General features: G+C 53.2%; 22 protein-coding genes. 11 read left to right on the top strand and 11 right to left on the bottom strand.

Annotated features, from left to right (window positions below):
* Window positions 1-39 precede the first annotated feature (39 nt).
* The 6 genes from topA to AAC086_RS01220 all read right to left on the bottom strand — a co-directional run bounded on the left by topA (window position 40) and on the right by AAC086_RS01220 (window position 8,512).
* Window positions 40-2,700, bottom strand: coding sequence for a type I DNA topoisomerase (topA, locus tag AAC086_RS01245; protein WP_339774328.1), 2,661 nt, complete (start codon window positions 2,698-2,700; stop codon window positions 40-42).
* 162 nt (window positions 2,701-2,862) lie between these two features.
* A complete protein-coding gene (gene dprA / locus AAC086_RS01240) occupies window positions 2,863-4,170 on the bottom strand; it encodes a DNA-processing protein DprA (RefSeq protein WP_339774327.1) in 1,308 nt (435 codons plus the stop codon).
* Window positions 4,171-4,467: 297 nt separating this feature from the next.
* On the bottom strand, window positions 4,468-5,130 hold the full coding sequence (plsY, locus tag AAC086_RS01235) for a glycerol-3-phosphate 1-O-acyltransferase PlsY (protein ID WP_339774325.1): 663 nt from the start codon (window positions 5,128-5,130) through the stop codon (window positions 4,468-4,470).
* Window positions 5,121-6,470 carry a dihydroorotase gene (pyrC, locus tag AAC086_RS01230; RefSeq protein WP_339774323.1) on the bottom strand — a complete coding sequence of 450 codons (1,350 nt, stop codon included), beginning with the start codon at window positions 6,468-6,470 and terminating at the stop codon, window positions 5,121-5,123. The genes plsY and pyrC overlap by 10 nt, the downstream gene beginning before the upstream one ends.
* Window positions 6,467-7,438: an aspartate carbamoyltransferase catalytic subunit gene (locus AAC086_RS01225; RefSeq protein ID WP_339774321.1), complete on the bottom strand. Its 972-nt coding sequence runs from the start codon at window positions 7,436-7,438 to the stop codon at window positions 6,467-6,469. The genes pyrC and AAC086_RS01225 overlap by 4 nt, the downstream gene beginning before the upstream one ends.
* A gap of 150 nt (window positions 7,439-7,588) precedes the next feature.
* Window positions 7,589-8,512, bottom strand: coding sequence for an AEC family transporter (locus AAC086_RS01220; protein ID WP_339774319.1), 924 nt, complete (start codon window positions 8,510-8,512; stop codon window positions 7,589-7,591).
* A 286-nt stretch (window positions 8,513-8,798) separates the two neighbouring features.
* On the opposite strand from AAC086_RS01220, the gene AAC086_RS01215 reads away from it, so the two are divergent.
* A complete protein-coding gene (locus AAC086_RS01215; RefSeq protein WP_339774317.1) occupies window positions 8,799-9,623 on the top strand; it encodes a VOC family protein in 825 nt (274 codons plus the stop codon).
* 66 nt (window positions 9,624-9,689) lie between these two features.
* Here the strand turns inward: AAC086_RS01215 and ruvX are convergent, their stop codons facing one another.
* Window positions 9,690-10,247: a Holliday junction resolvase RuvX gene (gene ruvX, locus AAC086_RS01210; RefSeq protein WP_339774663.1), complete on the bottom strand. Its 558-nt coding sequence runs from the start codon at window positions 10,245-10,247 to the stop codon at window positions 9,690-9,692.
* Between the two features lie 258 nt (window positions 10,248-10,505).
* Here ruvX and gatC point away from each other — a divergent pair, with 258 nt between their 5' ends.
* Genes gatC through gatB form a run of 3 tightly spaced genes read left to right on the top strand, consistent with a single transcriptional unit; the run spans window position 10,506 to window position 13,732 of the window.
* A complete protein-coding gene (gatC, locus tag AAC086_RS01205) occupies window positions 10,506-10,796 on the top strand; it encodes an Asp-tRNA(Asn)/Glu-tRNA(Gln) amidotransferase subunit GatC (protein WP_085591379.1) in 291 nt (96 codons plus the stop codon).
* Window positions 10,796-12,274 carry an Asp-tRNA(Asn)/Glu-tRNA(Gln) amidotransferase subunit GatA gene (gene gatA, locus AAC086_RS01200; protein WP_339774313.1) on the top strand — a complete coding sequence of 493 codons (1,479 nt, stop codon included), beginning with the start codon at window positions 10,796-10,798 and terminating at the stop codon, window positions 12,272-12,274. The genes gatC and gatA overlap by 1 nt, the downstream gene beginning before the upstream one ends.
* A gap of 3 nt (window positions 12,275-12,277) precedes the next feature.
* Complete coding sequence (gene gatB, locus AAC086_RS01195) at window positions 12,278-13,732, top strand: Asp-tRNA(Asn)/Glu-tRNA(Gln) amidotransferase subunit GatB (RefSeq protein ID WP_339774312.1); 1,455 nt, start codon at window positions 12,278-12,280, stop codon at window positions 13,730-13,732.
* Between the two features lie 134 nt (window positions 13,733-13,866).
* Here gatB and AAC086_RS01190 read toward each other — a convergent pair whose 3' ends face one another.
* Window positions 13,867-14,637: a helix-turn-helix transcriptional regulator gene (locus AAC086_RS01190; RefSeq protein WP_339774310.1), complete on the bottom strand. Its 771-nt coding sequence runs from the start codon at window positions 14,635-14,637 to the stop codon at window positions 13,867-13,869.
* Window positions 14,638-14,751: 114 nt separating this feature from the next.
* Between AAC086_RS01190 and AAC086_RS01185 the strand changes: the two genes are divergently transcribed.
* Window positions 14,752-15,972, top strand: a complete 1,221-nt coding sequence (locus AAC086_RS01185; protein ID WP_339774308.1) for an MFS transporter — start codon at window positions 14,752-14,754, stop codon at window positions 15,970-15,972.
* 89 nt (window positions 15,973-16,061) lie between these two features.
* Here AAC086_RS01185 and AAC086_RS01180 read toward each other — a convergent pair whose 3' ends face one another.
* Both AAC086_RS01180 and AAC086_RS01175 read right to left on the bottom strand, forming a co-directional pair.
* Window positions 16,062-16,262, bottom strand: a complete 201-nt coding sequence (locus tag AAC086_RS01180) for a heavy-metal-associated domain-containing protein (RefSeq protein WP_339774306.1) — start codon at window positions 16,260-16,262, stop codon at window positions 16,062-16,064.
* Window positions 16,263-16,329: 67 nt separating this feature from the next.
* A complete protein-coding gene (locus tag AAC086_RS01175) occupies window positions 16,330-17,010 on the bottom strand; it encodes a type 1 glutamine amidotransferase domain-containing protein (RefSeq protein ID WP_339774305.1) in 681 nt (226 codons plus the stop codon).
* A 149-nt stretch (window positions 17,011-17,159) separates the two neighbouring features.
* Between AAC086_RS01175 and AAC086_RS01170 the strand changes: the two genes are divergently transcribed.
* Window positions 17,160-17,738 carry a thymidine kinase gene (locus AAC086_RS01170; RefSeq protein ID WP_339774304.1) on the top strand — a complete coding sequence of 193 codons (579 nt, stop codon included), beginning with the start codon at window positions 17,160-17,162 and terminating at the stop codon, window positions 17,736-17,738.
* Window positions 17,739-17,793: 55 nt separating this feature from the next.
* Here AAC086_RS01170 and AAC086_RS01165 read toward each other — a convergent pair whose 3' ends face one another.
* Window positions 17,794-18,417 (bottom strand): LysE/ArgO family amino acid transporter, encoded by a 624-nt coding sequence (locus AAC086_RS01165; protein WP_339774302.1) that lies wholly within the window; start codon window positions 18,415-18,417, stop codon window positions 17,794-17,796.
* 112 nt (window positions 18,418-18,529) lie between these two features.
* Here AAC086_RS01165 and AAC086_RS01160 point away from each other — a divergent pair, with 112 nt between their 5' ends.
* The 5 genes from AAC086_RS01160 (at window position 18,530) to AAC086_RS01140 (ending at window position 26,374) form a co-directional block, all read left to right on the top strand.
* Window positions 18,530-19,456 carry a LysR family transcriptional regulator ArgP gene (locus AAC086_RS01160; RefSeq protein WP_339774300.1) on the top strand — a complete coding sequence of 309 codons (927 nt, stop codon included), beginning with the start codon at window positions 18,530-18,532 and terminating at the stop codon, window positions 19,454-19,456.
* Between the two features lie 126 nt (window positions 19,457-19,582).
* On the top strand, window positions 19,583-20,854 hold the full coding sequence (locus AAC086_RS01155) for a paraquat-inducible protein A (protein ID WP_339774298.1): 1,272 nt from the start codon (window positions 19,583-19,585) through the stop codon (window positions 20,852-20,854).
* Window positions 20,851-22,530 (top strand): MlaD family protein, encoded by a 1,680-nt coding sequence (locus tag AAC086_RS01150; protein WP_339774296.1) that lies wholly within the window; start codon window positions 20,851-20,853, stop codon window positions 22,528-22,530. The genes AAC086_RS01155 and AAC086_RS01150 overlap by 4 nt, the downstream gene beginning before the upstream one ends.
* Before the next feature lie 3 nt (window positions 22,531-22,533).
* Window positions 22,534-23,193, top strand: coding sequence for a PqiC family protein (locus AAC086_RS01145; protein WP_339774294.1), 660 nt, complete (start codon window positions 22,534-22,536; stop codon window positions 23,191-23,193).
* A 136-nt stretch (window positions 23,194-23,329) separates the two neighbouring features.
* Window positions 23,330-26,374, top strand: coding sequence for an autotransporter domain-containing protein (locus AAC086_RS01140; protein ID WP_339774292.1), 3,045 nt, complete (start codon window positions 23,330-23,332; stop codon window positions 26,372-26,374).
* The last annotated feature ends 294 nt before the right edge of the window (window positions 26,375-26,668 follow it).

The raw sequence follows: 26,668 nt of genomic DNA, 5'->3' as shown, positions 1-26,668 counted from the left end.
CTGTCACATTCGGGTCCGGCAAAAAGCAGCGCCATGTTTTTATTTGGCGGCCGCTTTTTTCGCGGGTGTCTTTTTTGCGGTCGTTTTTTTGGCTGCGGGTTTCTTTGCAGCGGTTTTTTTCGGAGCAGCCTTTTTGGCCGGTTCTTTTTTCGCGGCTGTTTTCTTTGCACCTGCCGACGTCGTTTTACCCGACTTGGCTTCTTTTTCTTTTAATGCGGCAATCGCCATTTCCAGTGTGACATCTTCCTTAACGGTGTCACGTGGTAAATTGGCATTGGTTTTTTTGTGTTTCACAAACGGACCCCAGCGACCATCGGCCAGCAGGATCGGTTCGTTGTCATCGGGGTGTTTGCCAATTTCCTTGCCGGCTTTTTCTCGTTTGTCGGCAATCAGGGTAATAGCGCGGTTTTCACCGATGGTCAGCACATCGTCATCGGCTTTCAGGGATGCAAACGTGCTGCCAGCCTGAACATAGGGGCCAAACCGCCCGATATTGGCTTTAATTTCTTCGCCGGTTTCCGGGTACACGCCAACATCGCGGGGCAATGTCAACAGTTCCTCGGCTTTGGTTAAATCAACGACCGTTGGCTCCAGCCCTTTGGGCAGCGAGGTGCGCTTGGGTTTAACCTTTTTAGGTTTGCCGTTTTTACCGTCAACGGTTTCTTCTTCACCCAACTGCACATAAACGCCGTATGGTCCCTTGCGCAAGGTAATTTCCTTGCCCGTGGTGCTATCAACGCCCAAAATCTTGGGTCCACTATCAAGTTCGGCATTGCCCGGGTTGTCATTGGCAACCAGCGGGCGCGTATAGTTACAATCCGGGTAATTGGAACATCCCAGAAACGCGCCGAACTTACCCAGCTTCAGGCTTAAGGTGCCTTCTTCGCATTTCGGGCATTTATGCGGGTCGGATCCGTCTTCGCGTTCGGCGAACAGATAATTTTCCAGCATTACCTGCAAGGCATCAAGAACATCGGTGATCTTGAGTTCCTTGGCTTCGTCAACATTGCCCTTGAACGATGTCCAGAATTCGGTCAGCACATCGCGCCACGCACGGTCACCGTTGGAGACATCATCAAGCTGGTTTTCAAGATCAGCGGTGAAGTTGTACTGCACGTAACGTTCAAAGAATTTCGACAGAAACGCCGTGACCAGACGTCCGCGATCCTGGGCAATGAAGCGGCGTTTTTCCAGGGTTACGTAATTGCGATCCTGCAATACCGAAATGATCGAGGCATAGGTCGACGGGCGGCCAATACCGAGTTCTTCCATGCGTTTTACCAGGCTTGCCTCGGTATAGCGCGGCGGCGGCTGGGTGAAATGCTGATCGATGGACACTTTTTCAAGGTCGGGTTTCTGGCCCTCTTTCAGAGGCGGCAGGCGACGATCATTGTCATCATCGTCGGAATCATCCTTGCCTTCCTGATACAGCCTTAAAAAGCCGTCAAACTTAACCACCGAACCATTGGCACGCAGCACGACATGGTTATCGTTCGATGCCAGATCAACGGCCACCTGGTCAAACCGGGCGTCCTCCATCTGGCAGGCAACGGTCCGCTTCCAGATCAAGGTGTAAAGGGCCAGTTGGTCTTTATCAAGATGGCGCGAAACCTGATCGGGGCGGCGGAAAACATCGGTCGGGCGGATGGCTTCGTGGGCTTCCTGTGCGTTTTTGGCCTTGTTGGCAAAGCTGCGCGGGGCAGCTGGCAGGTAATCCTTGCCATAATCCTTGTCGATCAGGCGGCGCGCCCCGGCCAGGGCTTCAGACGACAGGATAACAGCGTCGGTACGCATATAAGTGATTAAACCAACGGTTTCACCGCCAATATCAACGCCTTCATACAGGCGTTGTGCCAGCTGCATGGTCCGTTTGGTGCCAAAGCCCAGTTTACGCGATGCTTCCTGTTGCAAGGTCGATGTGGTGAAAGGCGGCTGCGGGCGCCGTTTGACGTCCTTGCGCTCGACCTTCGAGACGGTATAGCTGCGTGCTTCGACCTTTTCCTTGGCAATCTTGGCGTCGCCTTCGTTGCCAATGGCCAGCTTGTCGAGTTTTTTGCCATCGAGATGGGTCAGACGGGCGCTGAATTTGCCTTCGGGAATGCCAAAATTGGCTTCCAGCGACCAGTATTCGTCGGGACGAAAGGCTTCGATGTCGATTTCGCGTTCGCAAATCAGGCGCAAGGCCACGGACTGTACACGACCGGCAGAGCGCGAACCGGGCAATTTGCGCCATAAAACCGGCGAAAGGTTAAAACCAACCAGATAATCCAGTGCCCGGCGCGCCAGATAGGCATCGACCAGTTCCTGGTTTAAGGCCCGCGGGTTGGCAATGGCGTCGGTGACGGCTTTTTTGGTGATTTCGTGAAAAACCACGCGGTGAACCTCGCGGCCCCGCAGCAGCTTTTTTTGTTCCAGCACTTCAAGGATGTGCCACGAAATGGCTTCCCCTTCGCGATCCGGGTCAGTTGCGAGATATATGGTGTCAGCATCGCGTGCGGCAGCAGCAATTTCGCGGATCTGTTTTTCAGACCGGCCATCTGTTTCCCAGATCATGGCAAAGTTGTTATCGGTATCAACCGAGCCATCCTTGGACGGCAAGTCACGGATGTGACCAAACGAGGCCAGGACCTTAAAATCATCACCGAGATATTTGTTTATCGTCTTGGCTTTGGCTGGCGATTCGACGATGACAAGATTCATTATTTTTTACGTGTCCGGTTTTTGCGCCTGATGGCGGAAAAGGTATGCCGCAATGCATATATTTCGCAAGTGCCCATCGTAAGGCGAGGGGAAATGCGTTCGGATTGCGCCTCAAAACGATGTTGAAACCACATATTGTGGCAATTTCAACGACGACAAGACTCAATTAGCGATACGCGATACCCTATTTCCGGGGTGACGTTCAACCCTTCCTGAAAGTTCAAGTTCGATCAGCAGGGTTGAAATCGTACTTGCGGGCAGTTTTGATGCCCTGATCAGACTGTCAATGGCAATCGGTGCTGCCGATAACAAGTCGAACAAAGTTTGTGCCGGATCATTCCCGTTAGATGTGTTTGACTCGGAAGATGAAATTCGCGCCAACCCCCCAGTTTGCGCCGGGTTGGCGGCTATTTTATCGGCGTCGTCGGTGTTTGTGGTGTTTTCAAGCGCCTGATCGCGCAACAGGCTGTCGAGTATGGCATCAAGGTTATAGGCTGTATTGGTTGCCGGGGCCGGTCGGGTATCATTATTAAATGTATGTATCGGTGCATCAAATTGTCGAATGGCCGGTGCTTGCCCGATGACATTTAAAATTGCGTCGATGGAGTCGCACAGAACAGCCCCGTCGCGGATCAGGCTGTTGGGGCCTGCGGCCCGTGGATCGGTCGGCGAGCCGGGAACAGCAAAAACATCGCGCCCCTGTTCGGCGGCCATCCGTGCTGTAATCAGCGACCCGGAATTGCGGCCTGCCTCGATCACGACAATGCCTTGTGACACCCCCGAAATGATGCGATTGCGGCGCGGAAAGTGCCGGGCCTGCGGCTTTAACCCCGGGGGCATTTCGGAAATAATACATCCGCTTTGCGCAATGCGCCCGTGTAAATCGGCATGTTCACGCGGATAAATAACATCAACCCCGCCAGCAACGACGGCAATTGTTGTGCCGGTGCCGTGTGCTGCGGCGTCAAGCGCGCCTTGATGTGCGGCACCATCAATGCCACGGGCCAGGCCCGATACAACACTGTAACCGGCCTGTGCCAGTTCGCGCGCCAGCCGCCGGGCAAACTGGCAGCCCCCCAGTGATGCATTGCGTGCGCCCACGATGCCAATGGTGGGCCGGGTTAACAAACCGGCATCGCCCAGAACATAAAAATATGGCGGGGCGTCTTCAATGGCGGCAAGGGCGGGTGGGTATTCCGGGTCGCCCCAAATAACCGGTTTGGCCGACAGGGCCAACGCGGATTCAATTTCGGCAATGGTATCCTGGCGGGTGGCAATCACAATCGGGCGTTTGACGCCGCTTTTCCTGGCGATGTCGGGCAGGGCATCAAGGGCCGTTCGCGCCGCGCCAAACTGTTCTAACAGCCGGCGAAACGTGACCGGCCCGATCTGGCTGCTGCGCGCCAGACGCACCCGTGCCAGACGCTCAGATTGGGGAAGTCGCGATGGTTGTGATGTGTGTAATGTCATAACGTCGGGATTGTGATCATTCCGGCGTTATGTCGTCAAGCATTTCTGTCGCGGGTTCAGCAAGTTATACCAACCGGCGCAGGATCAGATTCAGAATAAAGAGTCTCAGGCGGCTGGAAGCCTGAATTTATGGAAGCCTTGTTATGGAGGATTTTGTCATGGGAGCAGCGATTGGCCTGCGGCAAGATTATGACGAATCCGGAATACGCAGATTGCCTAAAACAGGGTACCAGCCAAAATGCAGGAAACCCACCCGAATTATTCCGGATGGGTTTCCTTTGGGCTTCAAAAAACAGCTTATTCCTCGCTGTCCGTCGTTTCGGGGTCTTTTTTCTGGCCGATTTTGGGTTCAGTCCCCTTAATCAGACGGCGGATATTGGCGTGGTGCGCACACCAGACAATGATCGCCAGAAAGATTGCCATCCACCCGGCACCGGCATTATGCGCAATATAAAACGCGGCCAGCGGGGCCACGAGCAGTGCCACCAGCGCCGAAAGCGAGGAATAGCGAAAGATCACGGCCATCACCAGCCATGTCAGCGCCGCAGCCAGCCCCATAATCCAGTTTACAGCCGCCAGCGTGCCTAGCGTGGTGGCAACACCTTTGCCACCTTTAAACCGCAGCCACAGCGGAAACATATGGCCGATAACGGCGGCTGTACCGGCAAAAATACCCTGTTCAGGCCCGCCCATACCCGGCCCGACCACATAGGTAAACAGCAAAACCGCCGCGGCCCCCTTGCCGCAATCGCCAATCAGGGTCAACAATGCCAGAAATTTATGGCCGGTGCGCAAAACGTTGGTGGCCCCAATATTGCCAGAGCCCATTTTACGAATATCGCCAAGTCCTGCCATGCGGGTCAAAACAAGCCCGAACGGGATGGAACCCAGCAGATAACCGCACACAGTGGCAATTTGCATTGATGTCAGCAGGGCCTTGTAGACGGGATCTAGTTCCATGATGATGAACCTTCAATGCAACTGGGGTGCGTAAAAACTTCCCGTCCGTCAATCAAAGTGCGCAGAACCGCCCCTTGTATCAGGCGTCCGTCGAACGGGGAGTTTTTGGATTTTGACTGGAATTTATAAGGATCAATCCTGGACGGACGGTCTGGATCAAACACAACAATGTCGGCAGAACTTCCGGGTTTCAGCGTGCCATGACCTGACAGTTTCATCAACCGGGCCGGGGCCGATGTGATTTTACCAATCGCCTCAAGCAGCGATAGATGCCCGTTATGATAAAGTTCCAGCGTGATCGGCAGCAGTGTTTCCAGGCCGACACCACCGGCAGCCGCCTGGGAGAACGGCAGGCGTTTGCTGTCCTGATCCTGCGGGTTGTGGTCGGATGCAATGGTATCAATCGTGCCATCAACAAGGCCCATCACAATCGCCTGGCGGTCATCTTCGGCGCGCAGCGGCGGGGACAGCTTGGCAAATGTGCGATAGTCGCTGACCGCATTTTCATTGAGCGCAAAATAAAACGGTGCGGTATCGCAGGTGATTTTTAAACCGCGTTTTTTGGCTTTGCGAATAACTTCGACCGATTCACCGGTTGAAATATGGGAAAAATGCAATCGGCCTCCGGTCATTTCCGCGAGCCGGATGTCGCGTTCAATCTGGATGACTTCGGCCAGTGGCGATATGCCTGATAACCCCAAACGGGTGGCCAGCTCGCCACTGTTCATATCGCCGCCACGCGATAATTCCGGTTCTTCGGGGTGTTGCACAATCATGCCATCGAAAAACGTGGTATATGCCAGTGCCTGACGCAGCAGGCGGGCGCTGGCAATGGTTTTAACGCCATCGCAAAAGGCCACCGCCCCGGCCTGATGCAGAAGGCCCATTTCGGTAATTTCATGGCCTTCGATGCCCTTGGACACCGCGCCATAAACAAATACCTTGGCAAGGCCAACCTTGCGCGCACGCCGGGCAACAAATTCCACCCCGGCAACATCGTCAATCACCGGGTCGGTATTGGGCAGGGCCACCATGGTGGTTACCCCGCCAGTAGCCGCCGATTTACCCGCAGTTTCGATGGTTTCCTGGTGTTCAAATCCCGGTTCGCGAAGCTGAACCCGCATGTCAACCAGACCCGGGGCAAGGCAATTGCCGTCACCCTCGATAATGCGGCAATCGGCGGGGACGGTTTCCCGGGTGACCGACGGGCCAAGATCGTTGATAACGCCGTCCTGTATAAGCAGGCCACCGATCTGGTCGAGGCCGGTTGCGGGATCGAGCAGGCGGACATTGACAAAAGCTGTTTTCCCGCTGGCTTTGGCGCGAATGGCAGGCATCATTTACGGCCCCCGGCAAGATTTCGCTGGTTTTGAACCAGAATTTCCAAGGCCGCCATGCGCACGGCAACCCCCATTTCAACTTGTTCGCGAATAACCGAACGCTCGACATCGTCGGCAACTTCGCTGTCAATTTCCACACCCCGGTTCATGGGGCCGGGATGCATGATCAGCGCGTCGGGCTTGGCATTGGCCAGTTTGGCGCGGTCCAGGCCATGAAAATGAAAATATTCGCGAACGGAGGGGATAAAGCTGCCCTCCATGCGCTCAAGCTGCAAACGCAACATCATCACGATGTCGCAGTCTTTTAGCCCCTCTTCCATATCGTGGAAAATTTCAACACCCATGCGGTCAATTTTTGCCGGGATCAGGGTGGGCGGGGCGATCAGGCGCACGCGCGACCCCATAGTGTTTAACAAAAGGATGTTGGAGCGCGCCACGCGGGAATGCGCAATGTCGCCGCAGATTGCCACCGTTAAACGGTGCAGGCGGCCCTTGTGGCGGCGAATTGTCAGGGCGTCAAGCAGGGCCTGGGTTGGGTGTTCGTGCCGACCATCGCCAGCATTAAGAACCGCACAATTGACCTTTTCGCTCAGCAGTTTGACCGCACCGCTATCACCGTGACGTACCACCAGGGCGTCGGGGTTCATGGCATTCAGGGTCATTGCCGTATCAATCAGGGTTTCACCCTTTTTAACCGAACTGGTGCCCACCGTCATATTGATCACATCTGCGCCCAGCCGTTTGGCTGCGAGTTCAAACGATGTCAGTGTCCGGGTGGAATTTTCGTAAAACAGGTTAACGACTGTGCTGCCAGCAAGGATATTGCTGGTTTTGTCGGCAGTGCGGTTTTTTTCCGCATAATGCTGGGCACGATCAAGAATGAGGGTGATTTCACCGGGGGTCAAACCTTCGATCCCCAGAAGATGTGGGTGCGGATAGTGATCCGCCTCTGGTCCCATGACACTCATGGCGTTGCACTTGTTCCTTGGCTGCACTCTGAATGGAAAATTGCGTGCGGAGCATAACGAATTGCACCCGTTACGGAAAGGTAAAATATCAAATTTACCCTTGTCCATCTGGTCAGATTTTTGCGCGAAAATACTGGAGTTATTCCATTTTCAGGCTGCGTGCAGCAATATCGCCAATATCGGCATTGTTGCGATGGCAACAAGCGTTTGGACCGTAATGATACTGGCCATCATTTTGGCATCCCCGCCCATCAGGCGTGCCAGAACATAAGCACTGGCCGAACAGGGAAGCCCGGCATAAAGTGCTAATGCCGCCATATCCAGCGAGGGCATATTCAGCAAAAGCGACAGGCCAATAGCAATCGCGGGGCTTAGCACCAGTTTGCCTAAGGTGGACGCGGCAACCGGGCCGCCCGCCCGGTGGGCCGCCTGCAAATCAATACCCGCCCCAACGGCAAGCAAACCAACGGGCAGGGCCGCACGGCCCAGAACCTCTAAAAATGGCCCGGCAATGGGTGGTAACCCCAAACCCGACGCATTTGCAATCATCCCCAAAACACATGCCATCAGTAACGGATTGCACATAACGTCGCGTAATACCGGTATCAGTCCGGCTTTGCGGTTGTTATCGCCCCAGTGCGAACATGCCAAAACCGACAGAATATTTACGGTTGGAACGATCAGGGCGATACACAGGGCCGTTACCGTTAACCCGCGTTCGCCCAACAAGGCAGCCGCAATTGCAAGGCCAATATAGGTGTTGGGGCGGATCGCACCTTGAAAAACGGACGTAAATGCCGCGTCGCTAACCCGTAACGCCGGTTTTGCCATAATGGTCAGCGCGGCCTTTGCAAAGGCCGTTCCCAAAATAACAATGGCGATGCCGGTAACAGGTAAACTGCCCAAATCGGCCTTGGCTGTGTTGGCAAACAGCAAGGCAGGGAAGGTGATGAAATAGGTCAGCTTTTCCGCACCCGGCCAGAACGCATCGGGCAGGAAGCGCCAGTGCCGCAGGGCAAACCCGACCAGAATCAGGCCGAATGTCGGGATAAGGGCCGAAAGAATAGCCAACATGGCACTGTCCAATAATTAATGCGAACGGGAACAATTCGAATAAGACAGTTGTGCTATCACCGCAAGGGGCCGCATGGCAAACGGCGACAGGTTTTGCTGTCTTGGCAAGGTTCGTGTCCGTGAGTGGAATGAATCATTCAAAAACACGACAAAATAGAAAAAATGCCGGGACTGTCGGCAAAATAACGTTGCCGCGCGTCCTAAGAACCGGCACATTTGTCGGCGTGAATCGGCAGGCACTGTATTGCGGAGGTTCTGGTTCGTCTGGTGGCAAGTGGATGCAGCAATGACCCAAAAGATCGATCATCTTGTATTATGCGTCAAGGATCTGGACCTTGCGTGCGAACGGTATCGCCAACTGGGCTTTACGGTAACACCGCGTGCGCTTCATCCGTTTGGCACCGGGAATGCGCTGGTGCAGCTTGACGGCATGTATCTGGAGATTCTGGCTGTGGTTGATCCCGATAAAATCGGGCCTGACGATATTGATTTGCCGTTTTCCTTTGCCGTTTATAACCGCAATTTCCTGCGTCTGCGCGAAGGCATGTCGATGCTGGCGTTGCAGTCAGACGATGCTCAAGCTGACCGGGCGGCTTTTATCGAGGCTGGAGCTGGCGTGCCCGATGTGTTTGATTTCGAGCGCAAAGGCCAAACGCCAGGCGGTATGCAGGTTGATCTTGGATTTTCGTTGGCTTTTGCCAACCATCCCTTGTTGCGCCACGCGGTTTGTTTTGCCTGTCAGCACCGCCATCCGGCCGAGAATTTCTATTTCCCGGAATATCAAAACCACGCCAATAGTGCGGTGATCATTGATCGTGTTTTCTTAACCCACTGGGCGGCGGAGGCTGTGGAAGAATTTTTTGCATCAATGTCGTTGGGCGCGCTTGTGGATGTAAAACATCAGGATGAATTGCTTGCCAGTTACCCGATTGCGGGCAAGATGCTACCCGATGATGGCTTTGCCGGGTTCCGCCTGCTTGTGCGCGATATGGGTACTATTCGTGACGCTGCATTATCGCTAGGCGCGATTGAAAGTGGCGATAACCTTATTATCCCCCCTAGCCGGATGTTCGGGGTGATGATCGTAATCAGGCAGCAAAAAGCCGCCTGAACTAAGGTTCGGCGGCTTTATTATCAGCGTTAAAACAGCGCGCTTCTATGGAGCGTTCAACTGATTTTATTTCTGGTCGTCACTGCTGTTGACGTCTTCATCATACGCATCGGCATGATCTTCGTCGTCTTCATCATCATCTACCAGGCCGGGATCGGTGTGGCGATTAAGGTTGTCAAGCGCGCCTTGCAGGATATAGCCCGCAGCGGCCTTGTCGACGACTTCTGAACGGCGTTTGCGCGACATGTCGGCTTCGCCAATCAGAATGCGTTCAACCGCACTGGTGGACAGTCGTTCGTCCCATAGCAAAACCGGAACGTCGATATGTTTGTCCATTTCATCGACAAACGCATAAACGCGGTGGCAGGATGTGCCAATCGAGCCATCCATTTCACGCGGAAAGCCGATGACGATGCCGCCAACATTCTGTTTGCTGACAATGGCCGAAAGTTCGGCGATGTCGCGTGTGAACTTTTTACGCTTGATCAGGCTGTAGGGCGTTGCAATTTGCAGCCCGACATCCGAAAGCGCAACACCAATGGTTTTGGTGCCCAAGTCCAGGCCCAAAATCCGCGCTGCTGGTGCCAGGTACCGCAGCAATTCCTGAGTATCATTACAAATCATGGCGATCTTATAGGCACAGATTGGTAAAAATACCAGTGCAAAGCATAGTGCAAACAGCATTTCAGGCATGCCGGTTTGCCACGCGAGGGCAGGGCATTTTCAATAAAATTTGCCATGTGGTAAAAACACGGCGCAAAGTGCGGCGCAGGGCTCTTGCCGCGGGCCGTTCCGGGTGCTAGGTTCCGGCTTGTATTTTCAGTTTCTGGCGGACGACCGTTCGCCGGGTGTTTTGTCATTCCTTAAGAGAGACTTTCATCCATGTCGTCTTTGGATAAGGAAACGGTTCGTAAAATCGCCTTCCTGTCGCGTATTAAAGTAAGCGAGGAAGAATTGGGCGAACTGGCGGGTGATTTGACCCGTATCCTCGATTTTATCGAGGAACTGCAAGAAGTTGACGTCGAGGGCGCAGCACCTCTGACCTCGGTTGCCGATCTGACCCTGCCGTTGCGCAAGGACGAAGTCACCGATGGCAATATCCAGCAAAAAGTGCTGGCCAATGCGCCAAAAACCGATGCCGGCTGTTTTGTTGTGCCCAAGGTGGTTGAATAATGACTGATCTGACAAATTTGACCCTTGCCGATGCCCGTGACGGGTTGGCAAAGGGGGATTACACGTCGGTCGAGCTGACCGAAGCCCATATCGCGTCGATGGGCGCGCAGCGCAAGCTGAATGCCTATATTACCGAAACCCCGGAACAGGCCCTTGAAATGGCCCGGGCATCCGATACCAAACGCGCCAGGGGCGATGTTGGTAAAATGGAAGGCCTGCCGATTGCGATCAAGGATTTGTTTTGTACCGAAAATGTGCAGACAACCGCCGCCTCGCATATTCTTGAAGGGTTCAAGCCGCAATATGAATCAACCGTGACGGCCAATCTGTTTGGCAACGGCGCGGTGATGCTGGGCAAAACCAACCTTGATGAATTTGCCATGGGCTCGTCGAACATGACGTCTTATTACGGCAATGTCATTAACCCGTGGAAGGGCAAGGATGGCAAGGATCTGGTCCCTGGCGGGTCGTCAGGCGGGTCGGCCGCCGCTGTTGCCGGGCGCATGGCAATGGCTGCAACCGGCACCGATACCGGTGGTTCCATTCGTCAGCCAGCGGCATATTGCGGCATTGTTGGCTTAAAGCCGACCTATGGTCGTTGCTCGCGCTGGGGTGTTGTTGCCTTTGCAAGCTCGCTTGATCAGGCTGGCCCCATGACCCGCACCGTGCGCGATGCGGCGATTATGCTGGGTGCCATGGCCGGGCACGATGCCAAGGACAGCACATCAGCCCCGATGGCGGTTCCCGATTTTGAAGCCGCCCTTAGCGGTGATATTCGCGGCATGAAAATTGGTATTCCCAAGGAATACCGCGTTGATGGCATGCCCGACGAAATTGCCAAGCTGTGGGATGATGGCGTTGCCATGCTGCGCGATGCCGGTGCCGACGTGCTCGACATTACCCTGCCGCACACCAAATACGCCCTGCCGACCTATTATATCGTTGCCCCGGCCGAAGCATCGTCCAACCTCGCGCGGTATGATGGTGTTCGTTTTGGCCAGCGTGTGATGGAAGACGGCGACAGCCTGGATGAAATGTACATGAAAACCCGTGCTGCGGGTTTTGGTAAAGAAGTCCAGCGTCGCATCATGATCGGCACTTATGTGCTTTCGGCCGGGTATTACGATGCCTATTACAACAAGGCCTTGAAAGTGCGTCGTCGCATTTACGAAGATTTCACCAATGCCTTTGGCACGGTCGATGTTGTGTTGACACCAACCGCGCCGTCGGCTGCTTTCGCCTTGGGTGAAAACAGCGACGATCCGGTTAAAATGTATCTTAATGACGTGTTTACGGTTCCGGCCAGCCTTGCCGGGCTTCCGGGCCTCTCCGTGCCGACCGGTCTTTCCGATAGTGGCCTGCCGCTGGGCTTGCAGTTGATCGGCAAACCGTTTGACGAAGAAACCGTTATTCGCGTTGGTGGCGTTCTTGAAACCGCAGCCGGGTTTGATGCCAAACCTGCCGGGCTGGAGGGTTGATCCATGACTTATATTCTTGAAGGTTCGACCGGCCCGTGGGAAATCGTTGTCGGTCTGGAAGTTCACTGCCAGGTGATTTCCCATTCCAAGCTGTTTTCCGGGGCTTCGGCCCAGTTCGGCTCGGATGTTAACAACAATGTCAGCCTTGTCGATGCGGCAATGCCGGGCATGTTGCCAGTGATCAATGCCGAATGTGTGCGCCAGGCGGTTAAAACCGGCTTGGGGCTTAAGGCCAGGATCAATCATGAAAGTGTGTTTTCGCGGAAAAACTACTTTTATGCCGATCTGCCGCAGGGTTATCAGATTTCGCAGTTTGACAAGCCGATTGTTGGCGAAGGCACCGTCATTCTTGATATGCCCGATGGTTCGACCAAGGCAGTTGGCATTGAACGCCTGCATCTTGAACAGGATGCCGGTAAATCAATGCATGACCATGACCCGAAATATTCGCATATCGATTTGAACCGTTCGGGCGTTGCCCTGATGGAAATCGTGTCCAAACCCGATATTCGTTCGCCGGAAGAAGCAGGGGCCTATCTGACCAAATTGCGCGCGATTGTGCGTTATCTTGGCACCTGTGATGGCAATATGAACGAAGGTTCGATGCGCTGTGATGCCAACGTTTCGGTGCGTCGGGCCGGGGCCGAATTTGGCACGCGCTGTGAAATCAAAAACGTCAATTCGATCCGCTTTGTGATGCAGGCGATTGAAATTGAAGCCATGCGTCAGATCGAAGTGATCGAGGGCGGCGGCGTGATCAGGCAGGAAACCCGCCTGTTTGACCCGAAACTGGGGGAAACCCGGGCGATGCGGTCAAAGGAAATGGCGCATGATTATCGCTATTTCCCGGACCCGGATTTGCTGCCGCTGGTTTTTGATGAAGCCTTTGTTGCCGAAATCGAAAAAACCTTGCCGGAACTGCCCGACGAGAAAAAAGCCCGTTTTATGCGTGAATATGGCCTGTCGGCCTATGATGCGGGCGTGCTGGTTGCTGAGCAGGAAAAAGCCGAGTTCTATGAACGCGTTGCCAAGGGCCGTGATGGCAAGATGGCAGCCAACTGGGTGATTACCAACCTGTTTGGTGCGCTGAACAAACTGGGTGTTGATGTTTCGGAAAGCCCGGTTACGGCGGAAAATCTTGGCAAGCTGATTGGCTTGATTGGCGATGACACGATTTCGGGCCGGATCGCCAAAGACGTTTTTGAAATCATGATCGAAACCGGCAAAGACCCCGAATCGATTGTGGAAGAAAAAGGTTTAAAGCAGATCACCGATACCGGTGCCATTGAAACCGCAATTGACGAAGTGATTGCGGCCAACCCGGACAAAGTCGAGGAAATCCGCGATGGTAAAGACCGGATGCTGGGCTGGTTTGTGGGCCAGGTCATGAAATCGACCGGCGGCAAGGCCAATCCGGGTATGGTTAATAAAATGCTGCGGGATAAAATTCTGGGATAAGTCTTCCAGAGATAGATGATGTGACAAAAGCCGCCCCTTGGGGCGGCTTTTGGCGTTTAAGGACTGGTCAAATTTCCCGCGTAAATATTGCGTGGCGGATGGTGGTGCTTGTGTGGTGAAAGGGTTTTACAGGTTCAGGATCGATACAGGCTGGGGGTTGATCCCAAAATGCGTTTGAACATGGCACTGAATGCTGCGGGGTTGTCATAGCCAAGGTCAAGCGCGATGGTGGTGATGGCTTCCCCCTGGGCCAGTCGGGGCAGGGCGGCAAGAATACAGGCCTGCTGTCGCCAGGCGACAAAGCTAAGCCCGGTTTCACGGCGAAACAGGCGGGTAAAGGTACGTCTGCTCATGGCGAGTGCATCACACCAGTGATCAATCGTCATGTTTGCGTCGGGTTCGCGCAAAAAACTGTGGCATTGTTGGGCCAGTCCCTTATGGGCGGGCAAAGGTAATGATAGCGGTATCGGGGGCAATAGCTCCAGTTCAAACCGTATCAGGTTCATCAATGCGCCGCCGCGTCCATCCTGATCATATTCAGGCGGCAGAGTTGCGGCCTCTTCTAGCAAATTGCGCATGAAGGCCGAAATGCCAACGACCTGGCAATGCGTTGGCATGCCTTGGGTGATGGCCGGGTCAAGATAAAGGCTGCGCATTTTTACATCCCCAAGTGTTCGGACTTCGTGCACGATCCCGGCCGGGATCCACATGCCGCGCTGGGGGGGCATCATCCACGCGCCTTGCGGCGTGGTTGCCATGACCACCCCGGTCAGGCCGTATAGCAACTGATCATGCTGATGATGATGCGGGGCAATGATTTCCCCATCCGCATAATCAACACCCAGGGCGATGACCGGTCGGCGAACAGAATGGAAATGTTGGTGGCTATGATCGGATAAATTCATCTTGGCCCACTTGCATAATAGAATGACCCTAATCGGGTGGCGGGCCATCGTCCATCCTTTAAAATATGCGGCAAGCGTGATGTTGCGCGTTTAACTGCGTGTTCAGGGATTTTAATGATGAGCGATGCCATTGCCGCGATGCCCAAACCGGCGACCACGGCCTATTCCGTTTTGGGGGCGGCCAGTTTTTGTCATTTATTAAACGATATGATCCAGTCGCTTTTTACGGCGGCATATCCCATTTTCAAAGGCGGGTTTGACCTTGGTTATGCCCAGCTTGGTTTTCTGACCCTGACCTATCAGGTGACGGCTTCTGTGCTTCAGCCTTTGGTGGGCAGTTATACTGACCGCAATCCCAAACCCTATTCGTTGTCATTTGGGATGGGAGTGTCGTTGTTGGGATTGCTGGTTTTGGCCTATGCCAGTAATTTTTCCCTGCTTTTGTGTGGCAGTGCGCTTTTGGGGATGGGGTCGTCGGTGTTTCACCCGGAATCATCGCGTTTGGCGCGGTTGGCATCGGGCGGGGCACATGGTTTGGCGCAGTCGATTTTTCAGGTGGGCGGCAATGTCGGGTCGGCCATTGGCCCGCTTTTGGTGGCGTTCATTGTGCTGCCCAACGGGCAAAAAAGCCTGGCCTGGTTTGCGTTGGCCGCATTGGTGGGCATGGTGATTATGGTGGGGCTGGGCAACTGGTATAAAAACCAGGGCCATGCCAAACCGCCCGTAAAACGGGCCAAGGTTGTTCATGCGCATTTAACCGGTGCGCAGGTGTCGCGGGCTTTGACCGTGCTGTTTTGTTTGATGCTGTCAAAATGGTTTTATCTGGCCAGTTTCACCAGTTTCTACATCTTTTATTTAATGCAACGGTTTTCACTGCCCGAACAGCAATCGCAGATTTTTCTGTTTGTATTTTTAGCTGCTGTTGCCGCCGGAACCCTGATTGGCGGGCCGATAGGCGATCGCATTGGTCGAAAAAAGGTAATCTGGGTATCCATTGCCGGAACCTTGCCTTTTGCCCTGATATTGCCCCATGCCGGTTTGGGGGCCACCATCGTGCTAAGCGTTATTATCGGTCTGGTTTTATCATCGGCATTTTCGGCCATTGTTGTGTATGCACAGGAACTGGTGCCGGGCCGTGTTGGCATGATTTCGGGCCTGTTTTTTGGCCTGGCCTTTGGCATGGGAGGTATTGGTGCTGCCTTGTTGGGGGTATTGGCCGACTGGACCAGTATCTATTTTGTTTACAAAGTCTGTGCCGTTTTACCGGCGATTGGTTTTCTGGCGGCGTTTTTGCCAAATCTTGACGAAGGCCGCCCAAAGCCCGAGAACGGGTGATCTGTTCTTGACGAATATGGTATCTGTCACACCAAAGGCCGTGATTTTCGCGGCCTTTGGTGCTTGTCTTTATCTATGTGCCGTTTGGATCAGGCGATTTTGCTGGCCGGGTATCCGGCTTCGTCAAGGGCGGCAATCACCGCTGCACTGTCTGCGCTGCCTGTAATAGTTACCAGCCCCCCTGCAAGGTCAACTTCAACTGCATCAACATCGGCCACCGTGTTGGCGGCTTCGGTAACGGCCTTCACGCAATGGCCGCAGCTCATTTCTTCGACTTTAAGTTTCAGCATGGCAATCCTCCATCTGTTTGATTGGGGCTAGTTTGCACCTTCCGGTGGATGGAAGGTCAAGCCATTTTCAGGATGCCAGCAGTTTCATCGTTGCGTCGGCGGCAAGTTCGCTCGATGCCGGGTTCTGACCGGTTACAAGTTTACCATCGGTAACCGCAAACGGGGCCCAGTTGGCGCCTTTTTTATATATGCCGCCAGCTTTTTTAAATTCCTGTTCGATCGATAAGGGAACAACGGCTTCCAGCCCGACAGCTTTTTCTTCGTCATCGGTAAAACCGGTCACTTCCTTACCCTTGACCAGGGCAACGCCATTGGTATCCTTGGCATTGATTAATGCCGCCGGGCCATGGCAAACGGCACCAACCGGTTTGTTTTGCGCCACAAACGCCTCGATTAAGGCGATAGAATGCGTGTTTGTTGCCAGATCCCACAGCGGGCCGTGGCCACCGGGGAAGAACAGCGCATCAAAATCATCGGCTTTAAGGCCCTGAAGCGGAACGGTTGAAGCAAAGGCCTGTTGTGCTGCTTTATCGCCGTCAAAGCGTTTGGTGGCGTCGGTCAGGGCGTCGTCGGTTTGGCTGTTGGGGTCAATCGGGGGCTGTCCCCCTTTGGGTGATGCCAATGTTACCGTCGCACCACCATCAATGAAACGGTAATAGGGGGCGGCAAATTCTTCCAGCCAGATGCCGGTTTTATGGCCGGTATTTCCCATTTTATCGTGCGAGGTCATGATCATTAAAATGCGCATTGCCTAAACTCCTTGGCATGATTTCTGACTGTTACATAAGGGGGATGATCGGGTTGTGCCAGTCAGGTTCATGTTGATTATGGGCGTGCAAACTTGATTGGTATCGGCTAATCGGCTATGTCGCATAAAGTTCAGGGCAGGGGGAATGAATGGCCAAGCTGTTTTTTTATTATTCGTCGATGAATGCCGGTAAATCGACGACCTTGTTGCAGTCCAGCTTCAATTATATTGAACGCGGCATGCAAACCATGTTGTTGACCGCTGCTTTGGATGACCGGTTCGGTGCAGGGAAAATTGCATCGCGCATTGGTTTGCAAGCCCCCGCAACATTATTTGATGGCGCAACAAACCTGTTTGATCTGGTCAAAGCTGAGCTGGAAACGCGCGTGGTCGATTGCTTGCTGCTCGATGAAGCGCAGTTTCTGACCAAGGATCAGGTCTGGCAATTGTCAGACGTTGCCGACAAGCTGGGCGTGCCTGTGTTGTGCTATGGCATTCGCACCGATTTTCAGGGCGATTTGTTTGAAGGGTCAAAATGGTTGTTGGCCTGGTCGGACAAGCTAAACGAACTTAAAACAATCTGCCATTGCGGGCGCAAGGCGGGCATGGTGATTCGCATTGATGAAAATGGCGACCCGGTACGCGAAGGCGCGCAGGTCGAAATTGGCGGCAATGACCGGTATCTTCCGGTTTGCCGCCGCCATTTCAAGGATGCCATGGGGCGCTAAGGCCGCCAGGGGCGTTACCCGTTTAATCCCGGCATTTGATGTGCGATGCGAAAGGTTAGGCCAACAAACGGCTGATTTCCGGGGCAAGCAGATGCCACGCGATCAGCCACACCACACACGCCGTTGTGGCATCAATGATTTTCCAGGTGATGGGGCGGGCGACATAGGGGGCCAGCCATGCTGCCCCCAGGGCAATGCCAAAAAACCATACGAAGCTGGCGCTAACGGCCCCAAGCGCGAAAAACAGGCGTTCATCTGCCGGGAACTGGCCGCCAATGCCGCCCAGCATCACCACAGTATCAAGATACACATGCGGGTTTAGCAGGGTAACCGCCAGAGTGGTGGATAGCACGGCTTTCCAGCCATGGGTTTTGAGGTTCGTTTCAGACAGGGTTTCGGTTTGAAACAGACGACAAAATGCGCCAAGACCATACCAGATCAAAAAGGCCCCGCCGCCCCAGGCCGCAATTTGTGTCAGCAACGGATAACGGGCGACCAATGTGCCCAGCCCGGCGACACCGGCAACAATCAGAATCGCATCACACAAAGCACAGATCAAAGCCACCATCGCAGGATACTGGCGGCGAAGGCCCTGTCCCAGAACAAAGGCGTTCTGGGCACCAATGGCAAGGATCAGCCCGCCACTTAATCCAAATCCGGTTGCAAAGGTCAGAAACATGTTTGATGTCCGTTATGTTGAAAGATGCAAGGTGCAGCCATGGTCATAACAAGTTTGGAAAATAAGAAAATCGAATTATACTGATGGTTCATAAGGAAAATTGATACTGATCATGATCGATTACAAACTGCTTGAAGCCTGTGCCGAGGTGATCCGCCATGGCAGTTTTGAAAAAGCGGCGCGGGCCCTTGGACTAACGCAATCAGCAATATCGCAGCGGGTAAAACTGCTGGAAGATCGCATTGGTCAGCCCGTGATTATGCGGACAAAACCCATTGCGGCCACTCAGCCAGGTGCACGGTTGTTGCAGCATTATCAGCGGGTGCGCCTGTTAGAACAGGAACTGCGCGATGATGTTCCTGATCTGGTTGAGGGCACCGGTTTTGGCCATATCGCGTTATCCGTTAATGCCGACAGCCTGGCGACATGGTTTGTCAATGTCCCCCAAAAACTGTTTAATGAATTGGGCTTGCTGATTGATTTAAAGGTAGAGGATGAGGTGATAACCCATCAATCCTTGCAAAGTGGACGGGTTTTAGGCGCGGTGAGTACGCGCGAAATTCCGGTGCAGGGATGTAAGGTGCGCCCGTTGGGCTCCATGCGCTATATCATGGTTGTATCACCGGAATTTGCCGATAAATATTTTCCGCAAGGGGTGGATAGCGACGCCCTGCGCCGGTGCCCGGCGGTTAATTTTTCCGAACATGATGAATTGCAAAACCAGTTTTTGCATCGCTTTTTTGCGATCAATCCGGGCGAGTTTCCGGCCCACACCATGCCCAGTTCGCAGGGATTTGTAACCATGGCCGAACAGGGCATTGCCTATGCTGTGGTTGAGGAACACCAGGCCGCGCCGGGGCTGGCGGCGGGGCGCCTGGTGCAGCCGTGTCGCCATGTTATTGAAAGGCCGTTATTTTGGCATCACTGGAATATGGAAAGTCGTTTATTATCGCGCGTTAATGACATCGTGCGCGATGAAGCACGGCAGTTTTTGCCACCGGTCGGAAAAAACGCGAGCAAGATGGAAAAACGTCAATAAACCTATCTACTTGCCCAAATCGGATGCCTGCTGACACTATTTGACAGAAGGTGGGTTTTGCTTCTTACTTTGTCGGTTCATCAGAGATGACCGGTATTTCTTTTTACAGCAGAGAGTATATCTTATATGTCGCGCCGGTTGGTTGCCTGTGATCATTGCGATTACCTCCATACCGAAGAAGAAATTCCGCCGGGCCATGTGGCCCGTTGCGTGCGTTGTGGATCGCCCCTGTATCAAAGTCAGAATAACAGCATTGAACGGTCGCTGGCCTTTGCTTTTACCGCCCTGATTTTGTTTGTCATTGCCAATTCATTCCCGATTTTGCAATTCAGCATGGAAGGACGTAGCGAAAGCAATACGCTGATGTCTGGTGTGTTGACGTTCTGGAATGAAGGGTTCTGGTTTTTGGCCTTCATGGTCGGGCTGACCTCTATTCTGGCCCCGCTTTTGCTGATTTTGGCCTATATCTATGTTTTGCTGCCTTTAAGGTTCGGGGTTGTTTTTCCTGCCATCCGCAAGGTTTGGCGGGTCTTGGCCGTTGTTCGGCCCTGGTCGATGCTTGATGTATTTTTAATCGGGTTGCTGGTGGCCCTGACCAAGCTCAATGACTTTGCCGATGTTATTGCCGGGCCGTCATTTTATGCGGTTTGCATTCTGATCCCGATGTCTCTGTTGATGAGCGCGCAGTTGGACCCGCGCGAGATTTGGCTCCGATTGGCCCCGCCAGGTTTGAAATACCCCACCACCGACGATATTTCCGGCCCTACACAGCGGCAGGATCGCTGGATAACCTGCGAAGTGTGTGCTTTTGTGCTGACCGGCAATGTCGCGCAGCACGACCCTGCAATTTGCCCTTGCTGCGGGGCGACTGTTCATCATCGCAAACCTGCCAGTTTGTCGCGGGCATGGGCATTGCTGATCAGTGCCGCCATTTTTTATATTCCGGCAAATGTATTCCCCATTATGAGTATGACGTCGCTGGGCCGTACCGACGCCGATACCATTATTTCCGGGGTAAGCGCCTTGATCGAGGCGGGGCAATGGCCGCTGGCCATGGTGGTGTTTTGTGCCAGTATCGTGGTGCCGGTGTTTAAACTTGTTGTTCTGGCCTGGGTTTACATAACGACGGGCATGGGCATGGCTGGCCCATTGCGCCAGCGGACGCGAATTTATCGTGTTACCGAACTGGTCGGGCGCTGGTCCATGATTGATGTGTTTATGGTATCGATTTTGGCAGCCTTGGTGAAATTGGGTAATATTGCTACCGTTGTGCCTGGATTTGGGGCCGTGGCATTTTGTGCCGTGGTTATTTTAACAATGCTTTCGGCTATGGCGTTTGATCCGCGCCTTATTTGGGATCGTGCGACAGCGAAAATAAAACAAGGGACGCTATCATGAGCGACGATAACCAGAATGCGTCACAGCCAGAACCGCAAAAACCGGCAGTCCGGCGCGGTTTGCAGAGCTTGTCGCTGATATGGCTGGTGCCCCTTGTTGCCGTTGTCATCGGTGGCTGGTTGATCTGGCGGGAAATATCGTCCAAAGGACCGGAAATTACGGTGACGTTTCAGTCAGCCGACGGGTTGAGCGAAGGCAAGACTGCGGTGCGTTATCGTGATGTCGATGTGGGGTCGGTCAAGAAAATTGATCTGTCTGATGATTTCAGCAAAGTAATTCTGACATTGCAAATGAATGCGGATGTTGAACAGTATCTGACCGATAAAACCAGGTTTTGGGTGGTGCGGCCACGGGTTTCTCCTCGCGGTATATCGGGCCTCGAAACCATTGTAAGCGGGGCGTATATCGAAATTGTCCCCAATGAAAACGGCAAACCGGCGACTGAATTTGTCGGCCTGGAAGAACCACAGCTTGTATCGGATGGCAGCGAAGGCACGCGCTTTATCCTAACGACCGATGAGGTTGGGTCCATCGCGTCGGGAACACCTGTTTTGCTGCATGGTGTTGCTGTGGGCGAGGTGCTTGATGCATCGCTCGATGCATCGGGCAATAAGGTGTCGATCCCGTTTTACATCAAGTCGCCTTACGACAAGCAGGTAAAAAATGACAGTCGTTTTTGGGATTCCAGTGGTGTTAGTGTCGATTTGAATGCTCAGGGAATTTCGGTTCGGGCACAATCGATCCAGTCGGTTATTCAAGGTGGCATTAATTTTATGACGCCCGACGGCAATGAAAATGCCGATCCCGCCAAATCGAATACGGTTTTCAACCTGTATAAAGACCGCAAACAGGCCGAAAGCCTGATGCAGGGCATTACCCAGAAATTTTTGCTGTATTTTGACGGATCAATTCGTGGATTGTCTGCCGACGCGCCGGTCGAGTTCCGCGGTATCCAGGTGGGGACGGTTGATAGTGTCAATCTGGAATATTTGCGAGACAAGGGCCTGTTTCGCGCACCCGTGCAAATCACGGTTGAACCTGAACGTATTCGGACTGTTGGTGAAAAACCGCAAACCGCAGAAGACTATAAACAGGTATTGTCGCAACTTGTAGAGCACGGGTTGCGCGCGCGCCTGAAAACCAGCAGCTTTCTGACCGGTCAGCTTTATGTGGATCTTGATATGTATCCGCTGGCACCTGCCCGTTATCTGGGCGATGAAACGGGTAACCTCGAAGAACTGCCAACCCTGCCCAACCAGATCGACGAAATTACAGATTCCCTTCAATCCTTGCTGGCCAAGATTGAGACCATTCCGATTGAACAAATTGGCATAAGGGTTCTGGGAACGGTCGAAGGTATGGAAAACCTTGTGACGTCGCCTGAATTGAAAAAAAGTATGGAAAGCATTCAGGAAGCCAGCAACGGGATTAACCAGTTGGTGTCGCATCTTGATACCAGCGTTCTGCCAGCAACGCGCGAAGCACTTGATGAAGCGGCTAAAACCATGACCAGCCTTCGTGATATGACGGCACCTAATTCGCCAGTGCGCTATAACCTTGAAGAATCGCTTAAGGAAATTGCAACCGCCGCGCGCTCGCTGCGAACCTTGACGGATTATCTTGAACAAAATCCCAACGCCCTGATTTTGGGCAAATCGGGTAATCGGGAGGAATAAGAAATGTCCATCGAATCTCGTTTCGTTGAAACCCGTTCTGGCGTTGGTTCTTCCCGGTTTGCAGCCGCCCGATGGCACCTTAAAAGTGCGGCTGTGATTGCCGTTATTAGCAGCACCTTGGCATTGACGGCCTGTACGGTTCCGCAAGCGCGTTATTTTGTTCTGTCACATGTTGCTTCGCAAAATCAGGTGCCGTCAGGTGTGGTCAAGGCCGTTTTGGGGGTTGGGCCCATTTCGTTTCCGTCTCATCTTGACCGGTCGCAACTTGTTTTGCGCACGGGCCCGAACGAGCTTTATTTACGTGAAAACGACAAATGGGCCGAACCGCTTGCGGAAACAACCCGGCGCGTTTTGATGCAGGATTTGCAGGACCGCTTGTCGCCCCGGCGAATAGAAGCCTTCCCGTGGAACAGCCGGGACGGGGTGAACTGGCAAATTACTGTCGATGTTGCCAATTTTGAAGCACAACCTGACCGGACGGTTCGATTAAATGCTCAATGGCAGATTGTCGATTTTACCAGCGGCCAAATTGTGATGTCGAACCAGTTTGATCAGCGGATAAAGCCAGCATCGGCAGACAGTGCAGATATTGTTGCTGCAATGAGCCAGTTATTGGGAAAGCTGGCGACTGAAATTTCGCTTGCTTTCTCGCCACACGGATAGGATGTATTCATTTTTTTTCTCGACAAAAAATAGAAATTCCCTTGTGTAATAATGGTTTAACGGAACAGTAACCTGCGTTCCAGTTAGACAGTGCTATGCCGTGCCTTATCAATATTTTGATGGGGTGTGGGGGAAAATGAAGAAGTTCAGTCTTTTAAATTGTGTGGCACTTGGTGGTTTGTTGAGTGTTGCCGCGCCGGTTTTGGCGATTGCTGCTGATATAAATATTCCAGCAAACTCGACGGACACGTCTGAACGGACTGTGTCGGGCAGTGATCAGATCACAATTGGTACAGGTGCAGTTTTATCGACAGCAGCTGAAGCAATTTTGTTTGATAAAGATGAAGATGCGACCGGGGTAAAGATTGATAACTTCGGCACCATTCAGTCATCTGACAAGCGTGCGATCCGTGCCGACGATGCAAAAAAGAAGGTTCGGACAATCGAGCTGGTTAATCGGGCGGGGGCCGTGATTAAGTCAACTGCCGGTGATGCTGTTCAGTTTGGTGAAAATAAAGACGGCAGTGCAATTACCATCGACAATTCAGGCACGATTACCTCTGGCGGCGGGCAGGCGCTTGATTTGGCCGACAGTCATGGCATTACCCTGACCAACCGCGCTGGTGGGGTTATATCGACATCTGGTGGTGACGATGCTGTCAAAACCGGTGTTGCCTCTCGGGTCGATAATTACGGAACCATCCTGTCACAAACGATTGGAGACGGGCACGGGATTGATACAGGCAAAGAGGACAATACCAATTCCGTGATCGTTAACCATGCAGGCGGGCTGATCAGCGGCGGTAAGCACGGTGTTTCGGGCGGGGATGGGAAGAATTTTACCACGACCCAAACCGTTACCGTGACCAATGAAAAAGGGGCCACCATTATTGGCCGGGCCGGGTCCGGTGTTGGGATGGATGATAATGGCAAGGTTATCAACTATGGCACCATTACCGGTGCGTGGGATGGTCAGTATATGGGGGATCCTGACGACAAGATAAATCATCCTGAAGATTACGGGGTTGACGGTGACGGCGTTGACATTGACCAGAATGCCGACATTGAAAACTATGGCCTGATTGAAGGTACTGGTGCCACCGGTAAAAAAGGTAACCAGGACAATCATTCAGAAGGTATTGCGGCGGGCGGCGGAACAATCGTTAACCATGCCGACGCTATTATCCGCGGTTTTCATTCGGGGATCCAGATTGACGATGGCAATGATGGTTCTGCCATTGCTGCGACCACCATCGATAATGCCGGAACAATCGAGGGTCAAAACCTTTTTGCCGTGAAACTGGTTGGGGATTGGGGCGATACGCTGGTCAATAGCGGTGTGATCAAGGCTGGTACCGGTTCGACATTTGCCATTGATATGGGCGCGGGCAATGATTCCGTGACGATCAATGGCGGTACGATTTCGGGCGGCGATATTATTGGCGGGGCTGGAACGGACAGCATTGATTTCTTTAAAACCGGCTCAGGTCTGTTTACCTTCGACGATAATATTTCCGGATTTGAGACATCACATATATATGGCGGCACTGTTGTGGTGCGTGGTGCCTTTGAGGCAACGACGTCAGTTACCATCGATTCCGGGGCTTCTTTACAAGCCAACAAGGAATTTACCACCGGGGCGCTGACCAATAACGGGACATTGAAGGTCGCGGAAAATGGGGCCATTCGCAATATTGTCGTTTCCGGCAATTATAGCCAGGGAGCAAGTTCTGTTCTGGAAATCGGGGTTAACGGTACGGCACAAAAATCCGATCAGGTTCAGGTGACGGGTACGGCTTCGCTGGCAGATGGTGCCACTTTCCGTCCCAAATCGACCGGATATATCAAGGATGGTGCCACATATACCGTTGTGTCGTCATCAAGCCTGACTACCGATATTAACGAGTTGAAACTGGATCAATCCTCTCCTTTGCTGAGCTGGACTCTTGGTAAAGATGGCAATGATCTGGTGCTGACTGCATCCCAAAAATCAATTTCTGATGTTGCCGGTCCGACGGTTGGCGGAACGGTACTGCAAAGCCTGGCGTCGTCTGCAAATGGCGACATGGCGTCGGTAGTCGGGCTGCTGCAAGGGCTTTCATCAAAGGATGAACTCCGCTCGGCGATTGATGAAATTGCGCCGGCACCGTCTGCCGGGACGTTTCAGGCGACAACCGCAACGCTGGGGGCTGTGTCGAACACGATTGAGGGCCGGATGTCGTCTTTACGCGTTGGGCAGGGGGCGCAGGCGGGTGCTGTTGCCACCCTTGCCTTCAATGATGCGGTATCTTATCGCGCCACTCTCAGCGATGCACAGCCTTCGCTTGGTATTATGAATAGCGGTGCGCCATCCAATAGTGGTGTCTGGATGCAGGGATTTGGCACCAACGGCCAGCAGGATGCCCGGGGTGGCAGCGCAGGCTCGCGCAGCCACGGTGCCGGGTTTGCCGTTGGCGGCGATATGATGGTCGGCGAACAAACGGTTGCCGGTGTGGCGGCAACGTTTTCACGCAGTTTCGTGCGCGGTCGGGGTGCGCAGTCATCTGATCGCAGCGATATCAGCAGTTACCAGCTTTCGGCCTATGGCAGTCACAGTTTTGAGACCGTCTTTGTCGAGGGGATTGTGGGTGTTGCCCGCAATGACTATGATAGTTCGCGTGAATTGTCGGCCCTGAGCCGCACGGCAAATGCCGATTATTCCGGCTGGCAGGGATTTGGCAAAATTGTTCTTGGCAAATCGTTTCAGTTTGATGCCGGAACGTTAACACCCGTGGCCTCATTGCAATATGCCCACACCAACATTGAAGGCTATACCGAAACCGGTGCCGGTGCTGTGTCGCGTTCTGTCGCAAGCCAAAGCTATGACACCTTAACGCCTGGTATCGGGGCCCGTTTTGCGTTGCCGTTTCAGGAACTTGAAACCGGGCGTTTATCATTGCAGTTTTCAGAAATGTTCTCGTACGACGCGGTGTCGGATCGCCAGCATGTAAAATCATCGCTGGTCGGTGGTGGTGCTGCCTTTGAGACGGACGGCATCAAGCCGGACCGTTTCTCATCCTCGACCGGGGTTGGTGTTGGCTATCATACCGGAAATGTAACTGTTGATGCCGGGTATGAACTGGAATTGCGCCAGTCCTATACCGGTCATGCCGCCGTAATACGCTTGCGCTACGATATGTAACCCGGGCAGGGACAGGGACGTTGCATAATCAGGTCTCCATAAGAATAGCTTGTGGAGACCTGATGCGACGAGGCCATCTCGTGCACTTATGTTAATGCAGCTCAAAATTGAAAATATCTGTTGAGTGTTGTTTGATCACGTTGAACACTCAACTTTGACGATGACATATTGTGTTTTTTTTCATCTTGTACTAATTTTAAGTATAAGAGGGGAAATACCCTTGTTTTGGGACATGCAGCTGCTGCTTTCCGCGGTTATTCGCCGATACAGGTAGTTTTGGGGAGCCAGGTTGCA

Origin of the sequence: uncultured Thalassospira sp., from assembly GCF_963976115.1 — a bacterium.
Taxonomy (GTDB): domain Bacteria; phylum Pseudomonadota; class Alphaproteobacteria; order Rhodospirillales; family Thalassospiraceae; genus Thalassospira.
Note: the sequence above shows the minus strand (reverse complement) of the source record. Positions and strands in the feature narration are given on the sequence as shown.

Coding starts and splice junctions, on each gene's coding strand:
- topA (WP_339774328.1), bottom strand. CDS start 2,700: ATGAATCTTGTCATCGTCGAATCGCCAGCCAAAGCCAAGACGATAAAC.
- dprA (WP_339774327.1), bottom strand. CDS start 4,170: ATGACATTACACACATCACAACCATCGCGACTTCCCCAATCTGAGCGT.
- plsY (WP_339774325.1), bottom strand. CDS start 5,130: ATGGAACTAGATCCCGTCTACAAGGCCCTGCTGACATCAATGCAAATT.
- pyrC (WP_339774323.1), bottom strand. CDS start 6,470: ATGATGCCTGCCATTCGCGCCAAAGCCAGCGGGAAAACAGCTTTTGTC.
- AAC086_RS01225 (WP_339774321.1), bottom strand. CDS start 7,438: ATGAGTGTCATGGGACCAGAGGCGGATCACTATCCGCACCCACATCTT.
- AAC086_RS01220 (WP_339774319.1), bottom strand. CDS start 8,512: ATGTTGGCTATTCTTTCGGCCCTTATCCCGACATTCGGCCTGATTCTG.
- AAC086_RS01215 (WP_339774317.1), top strand. CDS start 8,799: ATGACCCAAAAGATCGATCATCTTGTATTATGCGTCAAGGATCTGGAC.
- ruvX (WP_339774663.1), bottom strand. CDS start 10,247: ATGATTTGTAATGATACTCAGGAATTGCTGCGGTACCTGGCACCAGCA.
- gatC (WP_085591379.1), top strand. CDS start 10,506: ATGTCGTCTTTGGATAAGGAAACGGTTCGTAAAATCGCCTTCCTGTCG.
- gatA (WP_339774313.1), top strand. CDS start 10,796: ATGACTGATCTGACAAATTTGACCCTTGCCGATGCCCGTGACGGGTTG.
- gatB (WP_339774312.1), top strand. CDS start 12,278: ATGACTTATATTCTTGAAGGTTCGACCGGCCCGTGGGAAATCGTTGTC.
- AAC086_RS01190 (WP_339774310.1), bottom strand. CDS start 14,637: ATGAATTTATCCGATCATAGCCACCAACATTTCCATTCTGTTCGCCGA.
- AAC086_RS01185 (WP_339774308.1), top strand. CDS start 14,752: ATGATGAGCGATGCCATTGCCGCGATGCCCAAACCGGCGACCACGGCC.
- AAC086_RS01180 (WP_339774306.1), bottom strand. CDS start 16,262: ATGCTGAAACTTAAAGTCGAAGAAATGAGCTGCGGCCATTGCGTGAAG.
- AAC086_RS01175 (WP_339774305.1), bottom strand. CDS start 17,010: ATGCGCATTTTAATGATCATGACCTCGCACGATAAAATGGGAAATACC.
- AAC086_RS01170 (WP_339774304.1), top strand. CDS start 17,160: ATGGCCAAGCTGTTTTTTTATTATTCGTCGATGAATGCCGGTAAATCG.
- AAC086_RS01165 (WP_339774302.1), bottom strand. CDS start 18,417: ATGTTTCTGACCTTTGCAACCGGATTTGGATTAAGTGGCGGGCTGATC.
- AAC086_RS01160 (WP_339774300.1), top strand. CDS start 18,530: ATGATCGATTACAAACTGCTTGAAGCCTGTGCCGAGGTGATCCGCCAT.
- AAC086_RS01155 (WP_339774298.1), top strand. CDS start 19,583: ATGTCGCGCCGGTTGGTTGCCTGTGATCATTGCGATTACCTCCATACC.
- AAC086_RS01150 (WP_339774296.1), top strand. CDS start 20,851: ATGAGCGACGATAACCAGAATGCGTCACAGCCAGAACCGCAAAAACCG.
- AAC086_RS01145 (WP_339774294.1), top strand. CDS start 22,534: ATGTCCATCGAATCTCGTTTCGTTGAAACCCGTTCTGGCGTTGGTTCT.
- AAC086_RS01140 (WP_339774292.1), top strand. CDS start 23,330: ATGAAGAAGTTCAGTCTTTTAAATTGTGTGGCACTTGGTGGTTTGTTG.